General features: G+C 71.7%; 11 protein-coding genes. 4 read left to right on the top strand and 7 right to left on the bottom strand.

The window, feature by feature from the left end:
- Positions 1-16: 16 nt before the first annotated feature.
- From O7617_RS09555 to eccB, 4 genes are all read right to left on the bottom strand, one after another.
- Positions 17-373 (bottom strand): hypothetical protein, encoded by a 357-nt coding sequence (locus O7617_RS09555; RefSeq protein WP_282262917.1) that lies wholly within the window; start codon positions 371-373, stop codon positions 17-19.
- A 163-nt stretch (positions 374-536) separates the two neighbouring features.
- Positions 537-1,799, bottom strand: coding sequence for a WXG100 family type VII secretion target (locus O7617_RS09550; protein ID WP_282262915.1), 1,263 nt, complete (start codon positions 1,797-1,799; stop codon positions 537-539).
- Positions 1,792-2,160: a hypothetical protein gene (locus tag O7617_RS09545; protein ID WP_282262914.1), complete on the bottom strand. Its 369-nt coding sequence runs from the start codon at positions 2,158-2,160 to the stop codon at positions 1,792-1,794. Before O7617_RS09545 ends, O7617_RS09550 begins: the two co-directional genes overlap by 8 nt.
- Positions 2,161-2,248: 88 nt before the next feature.
- On the bottom strand, positions 2,249-3,685 hold the full coding sequence (eccB, locus tag O7617_RS09540) for a type VII secretion protein EccB (protein ID WP_282262912.1): 1,437 nt from the start codon (positions 3,683-3,685) through the stop codon (positions 2,249-2,251).
- 160 nt (positions 3,686-3,845) lie between these two features.
- Here eccB and O7617_RS09535 point away from each other — a divergent pair, with 160 nt between their 5' ends.
- On the top strand, positions 3,846-5,024 hold the full coding sequence (locus O7617_RS09535) for a type VII secretion protein EccE (RefSeq protein ID WP_282262911.1): 1,179 nt from the start codon (positions 3,846-3,848) through the stop codon (positions 5,022-5,024).
- A gap of 14 nt (positions 5,025-5,038) precedes the next feature.
- Here the strand turns inward: O7617_RS09535 and eccD are convergent, their stop codons facing one another.
- Entirely contained in the window at positions 5,039-6,436 is a 1,398-nt protein-coding gene (gene eccD, locus O7617_RS09530) for a type VII secretion integral membrane protein EccD (RefSeq protein ID WP_282262910.1), read from the bottom strand.
- Between the two features lie 166 nt (positions 6,437-6,602).
- Between eccD and eccCa the strand changes: the two genes are divergently transcribed.
- The 3 genes from eccCa (at position 6,603) to O7617_RS09515 (ending at position 11,382) form a co-directional block, all read left to right on the top strand.
- Positions 6,603-10,568, top strand: a complete 3,966-nt coding sequence (eccCa, locus tag O7617_RS09525) for a type VII secretion protein EccCa (RefSeq protein ID WP_282262909.1) — start codon at positions 6,603-6,605, stop codon at positions 10,566-10,568.
- 201 nt (positions 10,569-10,769) lie between these two features.
- Entirely contained in the window at positions 10,770-11,078 is a 309-nt protein-coding gene (locus O7617_RS09520) for a WXG100 family type VII secretion target (protein ID WP_282262907.1), read from the top strand.
- A 25-nt stretch (positions 11,079-11,103) separates the two neighbouring features.
- On the top strand, positions 11,104-11,382 hold the full coding sequence (locus tag O7617_RS09515; RefSeq protein WP_282262905.1) for a WXG100 family type VII secretion target: 279 nt from the start codon (positions 11,104-11,106) through the stop codon (positions 11,380-11,382).
- A 370-nt stretch (positions 11,383-11,752) separates the two neighbouring features.
- On the opposite strand, the gene O7617_RS09510 is transcribed toward O7617_RS09515, so the two are convergent.
- The gene (locus O7617_RS09510; RefSeq protein WP_282262904.1) at positions 11,753-12,994 is read right to left on the bottom strand and encodes an IS701 family transposase; all 1,242 of its coding nucleotides are present in this window, start codon (positions 12,992-12,994) and stop codon (positions 11,753-11,755) included.
- Positions 12,995-13,058: 64 nt separating this feature from the next.
- The gene (mycP, locus tag O7617_RS09505; protein ID WP_282262902.1) at positions 13,059-14,291 is read right to left on the bottom strand and encodes a type VII secretion-associated serine protease mycosin; all 1,233 of its coding nucleotides are present in this window, start codon (positions 14,289-14,291) and stop codon (positions 13,059-13,061) included.
- Positions 14,292-14,323 lie beyond the last annotated feature (32 nt).

The raw sequence follows: 14,323 nt of genomic DNA, 5'->3' as shown, positions 1-14,323 counted from the left end.
AATCGCCGGAACCGGATCAGCGGGTGGGTGGGCCGCGCCGCGCCGCAGTGCCACGGCCGGGGTCGATGGCCGGCGTGTGGTGCGGGCCCGCCGTGACCGCAACGGGTGCGGCGGCGATGTCGACCTCGTCGGTCGGCGGCGCGACGGGCTGGCCGGCACGCTCGGTTGCCGGGGCCGCGTCGGGGCGGACCGTCGCCACCCGGCTGCTCACGGCGCTCGGCCGCAGCTGGGTCGGCGTGGGCGGTGGCGTCGCGACGGGAGCACCGCCGAGGCCGACCGCGAGCACCAGCGCGGTGACCGCCAGTCGGGTCAGCTCGCGCAGCGACCGCAGCACAGCCCACCGGGCTGGGCGGGCACAGGCTGCGGACGACACCCGACCAACCTATCGCCCACTCCGGCGTGCCGCAGCTCGGTGACGGTCCGATCTGCCGTGACCACCGCCACCCCGCACACAGTGGACGGTGTCGCCAGGTGCCCGGAAACAGCGGTGCCCCCGCCCGGATCAGGTCCGGTCGGGGGCACCCGTCGTGTTCTGGTCAGTTGCCGCTGCCGAGAACCGGCGGCGCGGCGTCACGACCGTCGCGCCACACCATCTCGTCCTCGGTCAACCAGGTCAGCCGCTCGTCGGAGTCGTCGTCCTGCGGCCGACCCCGCCCGCCGAGCACGCCCGAGTTGCCGCCTGCGGTCGCTGCCCGGCCACCACGCTGGCCGTCGATGCTGCGCCCGATCCCGCTGGCGGCGCGGCTGTCCGCCGGGGCGGCCCCACCGGTCGGACGAGCCGACGTGGTGGGTGTGCTGCTCGAACCGGCGAGCGTGGCGGTGCGGAGGACACCCCCGGCCGGCGCACCACCCGGCGCGCCGAAGAGCAGGCCAGGGCCGGAACCGGCAGCGAGGGGTGCCGTGCTCGGCCCGGCCAACCCGGCCAGCCCGGCAGCACCACCGGCGACCAGCGCTCCCCCGACCAGGGGGTCCGCCCCGGCGAGGGAGGTGCCTGGCGGGTCGAAGTCGCTGCCGGTGCCGGTCGGACCGCCGAAGACGGCCGGCGGGGCACCGGCGCCCGGGGCCTGCTGGCCCGGGACCGAGCCGTCGCCGATGCCGGGCGACTGGCCGGCGCGGTCGGGCCGGGAGATCGTCGCGTCACCGGTGTGCGCGCTGAAGCCGGTGCTGCCGGGCCCGGCGTTCGCCGTGGCGACCGTGGGAACGGCCTGCGGGGACGTCGGGTCCTTCCGGACGCCGTTCGGTGTGTCGGGATGTGGCTGGGGCGGATCGACGACCCGGTCGTAGGCGGAGATCTCGTAACTGCCGGCCAACTCGGCGACCAGGCTCACCATCCGCTGGTGAGCCTTCTCCTGCTCCGCCTTGTCCTGCTGGTGACCCGCGAGGCCCATGACCACCGCGCCCGGTAGGCCGAAGGTGGCGGCACCCTTCACCGCACCGGAGATCGCCTTGTCGTTGTCGTCGGTCTCCTCCGGGCTCTCGGCCTGCTTGCGGGCGGTGCGTAGATGGTCGGCCATCATGGTCAGCCCCTGCTTGATGCCGGCCATCCCGTCGCTCAGGGCGTCGGAGTGGGCGACGATCAGGCTGAGCCGCCGCTGGAACTCCCGACCCGCCGAACCCGTCCAGGTGTTGCCGAGCTTCTCCAGGTCGCCGTTCAGCTCGCGGCCGAGACCGTCCAGGATGCCCTTGAGCTCGGCCCACTGGGCCGCCACGCCCTCGATCTGCTCGGGCTGACCGGCCATCAAACCGTCATAGAGCTCCTGGTGGGTGTTGCCCTGGTAGCGCTGGGTGTATTCAGACACGCCCGTCCTCCTTCGGCTCGAACGCCCGATCGACGCCGTTGAGCGCCGCGGTGACATCGGTGGCGTTGGCCGCGTTACGTGCCTCGGCGGTGCGGTAGTTGGTCAGGATCGTGGTGGTCGCCTGCTGTGCCGCCAGCACCGCCTGTCGGATCCGCTCGGCCTGGTCGACATAGGACTGATGGACCTCGCTGTAGCGGCGCGCCTGGTCGGTGGCGTCGTAGAACGAGCCGAGCGCCGGCGGGCGGCACTGCATCTCGGTGTTGAGCTTGCGCAGCACCGACTCCACCTGACTCAACCGTGCAGACAGGTGCTGGTGGAAGTCCTCTAGGGACAGCAGGTCGACTTCCGTACGCCCGGTCATGGCAACATCCCCGTCGTTCTGGTTGACAACCGTCAGCGACATCCAGGTTAGTCCACGGCTACGACGCCGGGCGACCCGTCACCGCTGCTCAGCCATCCGCCCCGGTCACTGTCCGATCGTCCGGCGAGAAGACCGACATCGCGCCCTCGCGACTCAGGGTGGGCCCGGTCGGAATCAGCGCGAGCAGCGAACCGGGCACCGCCAGTGGAGTGACCCCGCCGTAGCCGAGCACCCCCAGCGTCGCCGCGGAGCCGAGCGGATACCGGATGCCCTGCGGGGTGATCAGGTAGATCGTCGACCCGGCGGCACCGGAACCGCTGGTCCCGGCACCGGGTGAAGCCTGTGCGATGACGCCCTTGCCGCCCGGCAGCAGCACCGCCTCGGTGGTCCGTACCGCGTCTCGTCGGGTCTGCGGCACCGGCAGCGGGCCCGGGTTGGTCGCGGTCAGCTCGGCCGGCGCCCGATCGAAGACCTCCAGGGTGGTGGTCGGCGGTCCGCCCGTGCTGCTCGCCCGGTACGTCGCGCACAGCGTGGTCTGACCCGGGTTGGTCGGGTGGAAGCTGGGCATCGTCTTGGGCAGCCCCTCCTCCTCGACCCGCTGTTCGACGAACAACTCGCCGGCCTGGTTCGGCGTGATGTCCGTGATCCGGCCGCCGCCACCGACCATCAGCAGGGCGGTGATCTCACTGATCGAGGCGAGACCCTCCCGGGTGAGCACGTAGTACCGCCCGGCGGCGCTGAACACCTGACCGACCTTGGCCGGTTGGCCGGCCACCCTCCGCGTGCTGGACTCACCCTCACCGGGCAGCGACGGCTTGCGCAGCGGTGGCCCGGCCGGCACGGCGTTGAGCAGTTGCTGCCCGACCCGCAGCGGCGCCACGTCGGCCATCTTCAGCGCCGTGATCGTCCGGTCCCCGCCGAGCACCTGGAGTCGGACGTCGTCGGTGACCAGGTACCGCTGGTTGTCCACCACGACGAGCGCCGCCCGGTCGCCCAGCGGGACGCCGCCGGGCAACGCCCGGTCGATCACCACCCGGGTGCGGGAGCGCTGCGGATCGACCGGGTCCGGCACGTCGCAGACCGACCAGGGCAGACCGGTCAGCGACTTGCGGTCGGGTAGGGCGTCCGGTGCCCCGACGATGCCGAGGGTGAGCCCGCGTGGCCGGTCCCGCAGGGACGCCTGGGACATCGTCCGTGCCGTCGCGTCGGGCTGGTCGAGGATCAGCCGCGCCGAGGCGTAGTTGAGCGTCGGATGGAGCTGCCCCTCCAGGAACACGTACGTAGCACCGGTCTCCCGTTCGATGACCAGGGTCTGGTCCTCCAACGGCGCGGTGTTCCCGGTGAGCTGACCGTAGGCACCGACCCCGCCGAGCACCACGGCCGCGGTGATGACACTGCCGAAGACAGCCATGCCGAGCCTTCGCATCGGCAGGTTCGTGGTCTCCGGATCGCCCGACAGCAACGCGGAGACGATCCGGCGGGTGACGAAGCGGTACGCCTGCACCTGATCGCGGCGGGTCCGCATGACTTACCTCCGGCGGGGTGGATCCGCGACGATCAGGTCGGGGTGCCGTCGCGGGCTTCCCTACGATAAGGGGCCGACCGGGGTTGCTCGGGACCACCGCTCGCCCCGGCACCGGAGGGGACCCGGCGCAGAGCCGTACGTGCAGGAGGGACAGTCAGCGATGACGCAGGTTCAGGCACGACCCGCCCGAGCGACAACGGACCCGTCCACGACACGCTCGACGCCACCGGCCGACCGGCCCGGTCGAGGGCGGGTCGGCCCGGTGCTGGTCGGGCAGCTCGTCGTGCTGGAGTTGTGCGTGCTCGGCGTCTGGGCCGCGTCGGCCGGGCCCAGTTGGGCGCTCGCCCTGGCGGGTGGCGTGGCGCTGCTCGCCGTCCTGGTCACCTTCGCCCGGCGGGGCGGCCGCTGGTGGTTCGAGGACCTGCTGCTGCGGCGGCGGCTGCGACGCCGTGGTGAGCGCGCGTCGGCGGCGGTGGCCGGTGGCACGGCGGCGGACCCGCGGCTGGCCACCCTCGCCCCCGAGTTGAGCATCATCGAGCTGACCGACCGGGGCACCCGGCTCGGCATCGGGCAGGACGCCCAGGGGTGGTTCGCGGCGGTGGCGCTGCAGTCCGTCAGCGGTGCGACCGTGGGGTCGGTGCCGGCGTCCACGGTGGACCAGGTGCTGGGCGTGCTCACCGACTTCAGCGCGCCGGTGTCCCGGGCCCAGGTGGTCGCGCACACCCTGGTCTGGTACCCGGCGCCGGGCGCGCCACCGGCGGCGCACCGGACCGTCTGGGTGGCGCTGCGGCTCACCGTCCGCGACGCCCGGGTAGAGGCGGTGAGCCGGGGCGGCGGGCTGCCCGGCGTACACCGTACGGTGGCTGCCGGGATCGGCCGGCTCGGTAAGGCGCTGACCAGCGCGGGTCTGTCCCACCGGCCACTGGGCCGGGAGGAGCTGCGCGCCGCCATCGTCTCCGCCGCCGGCCTTGACCTGGGGCCGGAAGCGCCGACGGAGACCTGGCGTGGGTTGCGCGGCGGCGGGTGGACCCACCGGTGCATGGCGCTTCGGGGTCGGCCGGACGCGCCGCTCGGCCCGCTCGTCGACGCGATCACGGCGACCTCGGCGCCGTCGCACACGGTGGCCGCGACGGTGTCGATGGACGGCCGGGTGGCGGCGCCGCTGCTCCGCATCGCCGCGATGGACGGTCACGTGGAGGCGCTGCTGAAGGTGGTCCGGGACGTCGCGCAACGGGCCGGTATGTCGACCCGACCCGTGGACGGTCAGCACGGCCCGGGCGTCTACGCCAGCGCCCCGGTGGCGTCGGCGTCGGGAGCGTCCACCCGCCCGCGGTCGTAGTGACCGGCGGGCGGTCAGGGCCGGAGGTTGACGATCCAGCCGTAGAGCCCGCACACCCAGAAGGCGAGCGGGACCAGTGCGATGATCAGCAGGATCTCGGCGATGTCGAGGAGTCGGCCCCAGACCGGTGAGATACGTTTGCCGGCGACGGTCAGGCCGTAGATCAGGCTGATCACGGCGGCCAGCACCAGACCGCCGAGCACCAGGCCGAGTTTGACCGGCAGTGAGCCGTCGGTGAAGGTGGCCGCGGCGGCCAGGCCCAGCCCCGCCGTGCCGGCGAGCAGCACCGGGGTGCGCTGGGCGCGGCCCAGGAGCGGTCGGGCCCGCAGTAGCGACAGCAGCGCCAACACCAGGCACAACAGCACCGCCGGCAGTCGGCCGTCGAGAGCCAGCACGAGTTCCGCGCCCAGCACCAGCAACGCGAACGTCCACAGCAGACCGGTCAGGAACTGGTCGGCGCGTTCACTGCGCAGGAGCACCTGCCGGCCGTCCACCGACTCGGTGTCGGTCTTCAGGTCCTCCGGCCCGGTCGGGATCGACGGCACCGGCAGTCGCGCCAGCCGGTAGGCGGTCATCGGCAGCGCCGGCACCACGGCGAACGCCACCGCGGCCACCACCGCCGCGGAGGCCGGCGCGTCGAGGCCGAAGAGCAGGCAGAGCAGCGCGCCCAGGCCGGTCGCGGCCCCCACCCCGATCGCGGCGAAGAAGAGTGGGTACCGGTCACCGACCGCCAACACGGCGACGGCCCCGGCGACCACCGCGGCGGTCGCCGCCAGCAACACGTGCGGGCTGGCCAACCCGGTCAACGGCCGGTCGCCGGCGAGCAGCAGCAGGCCGCCGGTGGCGGCGTGCGTCAGGCCCAGGAGGGCCAGCACCGCGCCGGTCCGGCTGTCACCGGCGGCCCTGGACAGCACGGCCGCGCCGACCAGCAACGCCACCGCGACCAGCAGGGCGGCCAGCGCGCCGGGCAGGTGCGGTGGGCCGGCGAAGAGCGCGGCGAGCGCGCCCGCACCGAACGCCGCCGCCGCGAAGACCACAGCGAAGGACCTGGTCGCGGCGGCCTGCCAGGCCCCGGGACGCTGGTTCGTCGCGGTGGCGACCGCGTCCACCACGTCGTCGAAGACGATCTCCGGTGCGGCCGCGGACCGGGGGTTGAAGTAGAGCACCTCACCGTCGCGGACGCTGAGCTGCGCAGCGGTGCGCCCGCCGTCCAGCGGCGCGCCGCCCAACCGGGACAGCGCCCAGCCGCCGTGCCGCGCGCCCTCGTCGGCGAGGTCCTCGCCGGCGTACCGCAACAGGGTGGGGAGCAGGTCCGCCAACGGCACGTCCGACGGCAGCGCCAGATCCATTCGGGTACGCGGGGCCACGATGGTGATCCGGCTCAGACCACCGGTCGCCGTCTTCGTCGCCACAGTGGCCTCCAGGTGTGCGTCTGCGATCGGCTGGCCGCGATGCTGCGGTCCGGGTCCACCGCGCCCACGGCAGATTACCTACGATGGCGGGCACGTACGATGCCCACCCGCGGGCTCCGGTCCGCGCCGGCACGTCATCAGGGCCGCTTCTGGGGAGGAGACAGCCGTGAGCACGGTGGTGTTCCGCCGGCTCCCGCGTCAGCCGGGGCCGGCCCTACCTCGCGGCGAGGTGCTGCTGGAGTCACCCCCCGAGCTGCCCGAGCCGACACCCCGCGGCATGGGGCAACTGCTCATGATCCTGCCGATGTTCTGCGGGGTCGGTGCGATGGCCTTCCTCTACGCCGGCAAGGGCGGCGGCATGATGACGTACGTCGCCGGCGGCCTCTTCGGCGTCTCGATGCTCGGGATGGCGATCGGCTCGCTGGCCAACAGCGGTGGCAAGGACAAGGCCGAGTTGAACGCCGACCGCCGCGACTACATGCGCTACCTGGCGCAGATGCGCAAGCGCACCCGCCGCGCCGCCGAGCAGCAGCGGGCCGCGATGGCGTGGCGGCACCCCGAGCCCGACGCGCTCTGGTCGATCGCCGCGTCCCGTCGGCTCTGGGAGCGACGGATCACCGAGGACGACTTCGGTGAGACCCGGATCGCCCTCGGCCCGCAGCGGCTGGCTGTCGAGATCGTCCCGCCGGAGACGAAACCGGTCGAGGACCTGGAGCCGATGAGCGCCATCGCGCTTCGCCGGTTCGTCCGCGCACACTCCACAGTGCCCGAGTTGCCGACCGCGCTGTCGGTGCGTGCTTTCAGCCGGGTGGTGCTGCGCGGTGACCGCGATCCGGTGCTCAACCTGACCCGTGCCGCGCTCGGCCAGTTGGCCACGTTCCACGCGCCCGACGACCTGGTGGTGGCGGTCGTCGCAGCACCGGACCGGCAGTCGTCCTGGGGCTGGGTGAAGTGGCTGCCACACGCGCACCACAGCGCCCGTACGGACGCGGCCGGCGCCCGCCGGCTGGTCTTCGCCAGCCTCACCGAGGCCGAGGCCGCGCTCGCCGGTGAGCTGGCGTCGCGACCCCGCTTCGCCCCCGAGGCCAAGCCGTTGACGACCGCCGCGCACCTGGTCGTGGTCATCGACGGTGGCGAGGTCTCGCCGACCTGTCAGCTGGTGGGGCCGGGTCTGCTCGGCACGACGGTGATCGACCTCTCCGGCACGGTCCCGCGCGACGCCGGCCGTTGGCTGCTGTGCCTCGACGTCGCCGACGGAAGCACCCTCGACCTGGTACGCGGCAGCTCGACGTCGCCGCTGGGCCGCCCCGACCAGCTCAGCGCCGAGGCCGCCGAGGGGCTGGCCCGGCAGATCGCCCCCTACCGGCTGTCCCAGCAGCAGACCAGCAGCGAGGAACCGCTGGCCCGCAGCATGGAGCTACCGGACCTGCTCGGCGTGGGCGACGCCGCGACCGTGGACGTGCAGAACACCTGGCGTCCGCGCGGTCACCGGGACCGGCTGCGCATCCCGCTCGGCGTCGGGCCGGACGGCAACGTGGTCGAGCTGGACTTCAAGGAGTCGGCGCACGAGGGCATGGGCCCGCACGGCCTGGTCATCGGCGCCACCGGGTCGGGTAAGAGCGAGTTGCTCCGTACGGTGGTGGCCGCGTTGGCGGTGACCCACTCGTCGGAGGAGTTGAACTTCGTCCTGGTGGACTTCAAGGGTGGCGCGACGTTCGCCTCGCTGGAGGCGCTGCCGCACACCAGCGCGGTGATCACCAACCTGGCCGACGAGCTGCCGCTCGTCGACCGGATGCGGGACGCGCTCGCCGGTGAGATGGTGCGTCGCCAGGAGTTGCTGCGGGCGGCCGGAAACTACGTCTCGCGCTTCGAGTACGAGAAGGCCCGCGCCGCCGGTGAACCGCTGGCCCCGATGCCCAGCCTGCTGATCATCTGTGACGAGTTCAGCGAGCTGCTCGCGGCCAAGCCCGACTTCATCGACCTGTTCGTGATGATCGGCCGACTGGGTCGGTCGCTCGGCGTGCACCTGCTGCTGGCCAGCCAGCGGCTCGAAGAGGGCAAGCTGCGTGGTCTGGACACGCACCTGTCGTACCGGATCGGTCTGCGCACCTTCTCCGCTGTGGAGAGCCGGATCGTGCTCGGTGTGCCGGACGCGTACGAGCTGCCGAACGCCCCCGGTCACGGCTACCTGAAGACCGACACCAGCACGATGCTGCGGTTCCGGGCCGCCTACGTGTCGGGGGCCTACCGGGCGCCGGGGCAGCAGGCGAGCGCCTCGCAGGCGTTGGTGCAGCGGCGGATCGTGCCGTACGGCCTCGACTTCGTTCCGGCCCGGCTTCCGCAGATGCCGGTGGCCGCCGCCCCCGAGCCGGAGCAACCGGCCGACGGCAAGGCCGTGGCGATGCTCGACGTGCTGATCGCCCAGCTCAAGGGTCGGGGCCGCCCCGCCCATCAGGTGTGGCTGCCGCCGCTCGCCGATCCGCCGGGTCTGGGCGAGTTGCTCGGCGCGCTGGCGGTCGACCCGACCTACGGGCTGTGCACCGCGTCCTGGCCCGGCCGGGGTCGGCTGACCGTGCCGGTCGGCGTGGTGGACCGCCCGTACGAGCAGCGCCGCGACCCGATGATGGTCGAGCTGGCCGGGGCCGGCGGCAACGTGGTCATCGTCGGCCGTTCGCTCAGTGGCAAGAGCACCATGCTGCGTACGCTGCTCGCCTCGCTGGCTCTGACGCACACACCGCGCGAGGTGCAGTTCTTTTGCCTGGACTTCGGCGGCGGCGCGCTGCGCAGCCTGGAACGGCTGCCGCACATGGCGGGGGTGGCCGGTCGGCGGGACGTCGAGGCGGTACGCCGGACGGTCGCCGAGGTGGTGGCCGTCCTGGACGACCGGGAGACGCGCTTCGCCCAGCACGGCATCGACTCGGTGGCCAGCTACCGCCGTCGACGGGCCGCCGGAGAGTTCGCCGACGACCCGTTCGGTGACGTGTTCCTGGTGGTGGACGGTTGGAACACGCTGCGCCAGGAGTACGAGGAGCTGGAGCAGACCATCACCACCCTGGCCAACCGTGGCCTCGGTTTCGGCGTACACGTGGTGCTGACCGCCGTGCGGTGGGCGGAGATCCGGATCAACATGCGGGATCTGCTCGGCACCAAACTGGAGTTGCGGCTCGGCGACGCCTCCGAGTCGGAGATCGATCGCCGGGCGGCGGCGAACGTGCCGGAGAAGTCGCCCGGTCGCGGTCTGACCCGGGACAAGCTGCACTTCCTCACCGCGATCTCGCGGATCGACGGCCGCCGCGACATCGACGACCTCAGCGAAGCGTCGGTGTCCCTGGCCGGGCACGTGGCGGCGAACTGGCCGGGGCGCCCGGCCCCGAAGGTCCGACTGCTGCCCCGGCGACTGCCGGTGGGCGAGTTGGCCCGGATCATCGACCGGTCGGCGCCCGGTCTGCCGATCGGCGTCAACGAGTCGGCGCTGGCACCGGTCTACCTGGATCTGGCGAACGAGCCGCATCTGACGGTCTTCGGGGACGCGGAGTGTGGCAAGACCAACCTGTTGCGACTGATCGCCCGGGGGATCACCGAGCGGTACACGCCCGCGCAGGCCCGTCTGGTGATCGCCGACTACCGGCGTGGTCTGCTGGGTGCGGTGGAGGGCGATCATCTCCTGGACTACGCGCCGTCCAACCAGGCGTTTGCGCAGGGGTTGGCCTCGATCCGTAGCGCGTTGTCCAACCGTCTGCCCGGTCCGGACGTGACCACCGCCCAGCTGCGCGACCGTAGTTGGTGGAAGGGCCCGGACCTGTACATCCTGGTCGACGACTACGACCTGGTCGCCTCCGGTGGCAGCAACCCGCTCAGCGCCCTGCAGGAGCTGCTGCCGCAGGCACGCGACATCGGTCTGCACCTGATCATCACGCGTCGGGTCGGCGGCGTTTCCCGGGCGCTCTACGAGCCGGTGCTGCAACGGTTGCGCGAGTTGGATTCACCGGGCCTGCTGATGTCCGGTAACCGGGAGGAGGGCGCGGTTTTCGGGACGCTGCGGCCGAGCCCGCAGCCACCGGGTCGAGGCACCCTGGTCCGGCGGCGTGACGGTCAGCAGCTGATCCAGACCGCGTGGGCCGAGCCGTCGTGATCGGTCGTCCGGCGGGGCGGCATCCGGTCGCCTCGGTCCGATTCACCGCCATCCATCGCGCGGCGGTGGTCAGGGCTGCGAGGGCTGGTCGGCTTCCGCTACGGTCTTCACTGGAGTGTCCGTCGGTGGGGTGTTGCTGCCTTGCCGCGGGGGAGGGGTGCGGCCGAGCCGCCACCACAACATGACGGAAGGGTGTGAAGCATGGCGTTCGAGGTCGAAGCAGCGACTCTGCATACCGCCGCGAGTGACGTGCGGTCCACGCGCAGCGAGGTTGACGGCGAGCTGAAGAAGCTGTGGAACGTGGTCGACGACCTTGCTATCGCGTGGAAGGGTCAGGCGTCGACGGGCTTCCAGTCGCTGATGACGCGCTGGAACGAGGACACCAGCAAGCTGCTGACGGCGATGGACAACATCGCCGACCTGCTCGACAAGTCGGGTACGACGCACCAGGTCAACGACGAAGAGCAGCAGCAGATGCTGGACAAGTTCCACTCTGCTCTCAACCCGTGATCCGCAGGCAGCAGAGGAGGAAATCGTGACGATCAAGGTTGACTACGCTGTCCTCGAGAGCAGCAACCAGCAGATGCAGGCCATCTCGAAGACCATCGACGAGAAGCTCGACACGCTGCGGTCGATGCTGTCCAAGCTGCACTGGGACGGCGAGGACCGGGTTGCCTACGAGCAGCACCAGGCCAAGTGGGACGCGGCGGTCCGGGACATCAACCGGATCCTGAACGAGATCGGCGGCGCTGTCGGCATCGCCCGCGAGAACTACGTCTCCACCGAGATGAGCAACTCGAAGGTGTGGGGCTGAGCAGTTCGGTGGTGTGGCTCCGGTCCGGTCGATCCGGGCCGGAGCCGCATCGTTTCCGGCCCCGGTAGGTGCCGCTAGGGCGTGTGTCGAAGCCCCTGGCCGGCCTGCGGCGGGCCCAGACGACGCCCGGCTGCGTTGGAGATGGGCCCGGATACAACACCGGTATCCGAGCCCATCTCCGCCTTGCCGGATCGCCGCCTGGACTCCGCCTCGGCTCGACCGAGGACTTTGACACACGCCCTAGTAGTGCTTTGTTAGGTTCTGTGGCGTTTGTTGCGGTGTAAGGGTTTCACGGGTTGGTGGCAGGTGAGGCAGGCGCCGGTCCAGGTCGCGAGGAGTCGTTGCAGCTCGCGGATGACCGCATAAAGGGTCAGGCCGGCGCATCCGCTTTTGGGTCGAGGCGCAGTTCGGTGATGAACAGGTGCGCGGCGGTGGCCAGGGTGACGTGGCGGTGCCAGCCGATCCAGGAGCGGCCTTCGAAGTGGTCCAGGCCGAGGCCGGTCTTGAGTTCGCGGTAGTCATGTTCGATGCGCCAGCGGATCTTGCCGTAGCGGATCAGGTCGGTGTGGCTGGTGGTGGCAGGGAGGCTGGACAGCCAGTACTTCACCGGTTCGGCCTGGTCGTCGGGCCACTGGGCGATCAGCCACCGCTGCGGCAGGAGCCCGTTGGGGTCACGGGCGACGCGGTGTCCGGCCGGGCGGACTCGTAGGAAGATGAACTGGGAGCTCATCGTGCCTTTCGAGCCTTCCCGCCAGGTGATCGTTTCCGTGGCCGCTCGTCCAGCGGCGCGAATGTGCTCGACCAGGCTGACCGCAGTCTTCGGGTAGCGCGGGTCGGTGCGCGTCGGTGGGCGACCCCGCCCGGACCACACCCGCGTCACCGGCTGCACGTCTGATGTGTGGGCGAGGGCATCGCCTTTGACCTGCATGATGTAGTCGACGGACCGCTCGTCCAAAGCGCCGCGGAACTGGCTGTCATCGCCGTAGCCGGCGTCGGCTGCCAGCAACGGCGGGCGTAAATTTTGCTCGGCCAGCTCATCGAGCATCTCCACGACCATCGACCACTTCGGCCGGTGATGCTCATCGGCAGGTATCCCGCACCGGGACCGGCGAGCGATCACCTCAGGGCGGTCAGCCTCGTCAACAGCCTGGTCGTCCCACGACGTCGGCAAGAACAACCGCCAATCCAGCGGACACGACGCGGCGTCAGTGACGGCGTGGACACTCACCCCGATCTGGCAGTTCGCGACCTTGCCCAACGTGCCCGAGTACTGCCTGGCCACGCCCGGCGAGCCCTTGCCGTCTTTCGGGAAACCGGTGTCGTCGACCACCCACACCACCGGCTCAACCACCTCGACCGCCCGACGGGCCAACCGCATCCGCACCGCCTCGGTGTCCCACGTCGAGGTCGTCACGAACTGTTGCAGCCCCTGATGATCCACCCCAAGCCGATCCGCCATCGGCTGCATCGACTTACGCCGCCCGTCCAGCAACAGCCCTCGCAGATACGTCTCACCCTTGGCCCGCTGATCCGAGCGCACCAAAGGGGTGAACACATCCACGGCGAACGCCTCAAGCCGTTGCCGCACAACCAAAAGCTCGTCAGGAGTCACCGCAACATCGAACTACTCAGACCGCCCCGATGACCCCACGACACGCCGACCTAACAAAGCACTACTAGTCGAAGCCCGGTGCGTCGACGCGCCGGCCCGGTCGCCAATCGCGCCGGCGGCCCCGGGCCACGATCGGTCTTCCGACCAGCAGCAGGACGGTGATCAGCCCGCCGATCAGCGCCGCCCAGATCGCGACGGTACGTTGCCGGCCCAGCGGGTCGTCCTGCCTGACGGGTGCCGGGAGCGCGCTGACGGGCGGGTTGGTCCGGGTGCCCAGCACGCTCGACACGGCCCGGTAGGGGTTGACCATGCCGTAGCCGATGTCGGCGTTGTGACCGTCCGGTGGGTTGTCGGCGGTGCGTTTGAGTCGCTCGGCGACCTGTTCTGGAGTGAGGTCGGGGTAGGCCGCCCGGACCAGTGCCGCCGCACCCGAGACGTACGCGGCGGCGTAGCTGGTGCCACCGTTGGGCTCGGCGCGGTAGCCGGGCCCCCGTGGTGCCGGACCGATGATGTTCAACCCGGGCGCGGCGATGTCGACGTAGTCGCCGCTGATCGAGGTGCCGACGTGACCGCCCTCCTCGTCGACCCCACCGACCGCCAGCACCCCGGGGTACGCGGCCGGGTAACCCGGCCTGCTCTGCTGCCCCTGCTCCTGGTTGCCGGCGGCGGCGACCAGCACGACCCGCTCGGCCAGTGCCCGCTCGACGGCGGCGCTGAGTTCCGGGCCGGGAATCGTCGTCAGGGACAGGTTGATCACGTCGGCGCCCTGCTCGACCGCCCAGTCGATGGCGGCGGCGATCTGCCCGGGGAGCTGTGGGTCGTCGGTGTCCCTGAGGTCCGGCAGGACCCGGATGGGAAGGATGCGGGCGGCCGGGGCGATGCCGCTGAAGGGGACGCCGGTGCCCTCCCGGCCCGCGATGATGCCGGCGATCATCGTGCCGTGCCCGACGAGGTCGCACTGGCCCTTGTTGGCCGGCAGGCCGTTGAAGTCGCGACCTTCGAGCACCCGGCCGGTGAGCAGCGGGTGGGTTGCGGACACCCCGGAGTCGATCACCGCCACCGTCACTCCGGCGCCGCGGGACAGCGGCCAGGCCGAGGACGGTTCCAGCCGGCGCAACGCCCACGGCGCTGCGGCCAGGCCCTCCTCGCCCTCCGGGCCGCAGGAGGGGGGCGCGGCGGTTGCCGGTGACGGTGCCACCAGGCCGGTGCCGAGCAGAACCGCCAGCAGTCCACTGAGGACCGGGCGGGTGGCGTGGCGGGGCGAGGGGGTCGCGCTCGACGGCGGGCATTCGCGCACCCGCAGAGATTACCGCTGTGGCCGGTGGGGCA

Source organism: Micromonospora sp. WMMD1155 (assembly GCF_029581275.1).
GTDB lineage: Bacteria > Actinomycetota > Actinomycetes > Mycobacteriales > Micromonosporaceae > Micromonospora.
This window is presented reverse-complemented; position numbering and strand designations above follow the sequence as displayed.

Excerpts from the sequence above, each read along its gene's own strand:
- O7617_RS09545 (WP_282262914.1), bottom strand. The coding sequence starts at position 2,160 with ATGACCGGGCGTACGGAAGTCGACCTGCTGTCCCTAGAGGACTTCCAC.
- O7617_RS09535 (WP_282262911.1), top strand. The coding sequence starts at position 3,846 with ATGACGCAGGTTCAGGCACGACCCGCCCGAGCGACAACGGACCCGTCC.
- eccB (WP_282262912.1), bottom strand. The coding sequence starts at position 3,685 with ATGCGGACCCGCCGCGATCAGGTGCAGGCGTACCGCTTCGTCACCCGC.
- O7617_RS09520 (WP_282262907.1), top strand. The coding sequence starts at position 10,770 with ATGGCGTTCGAGGTCGAAGCAGCGACTCTGCATACCGCCGCGAGTGAC.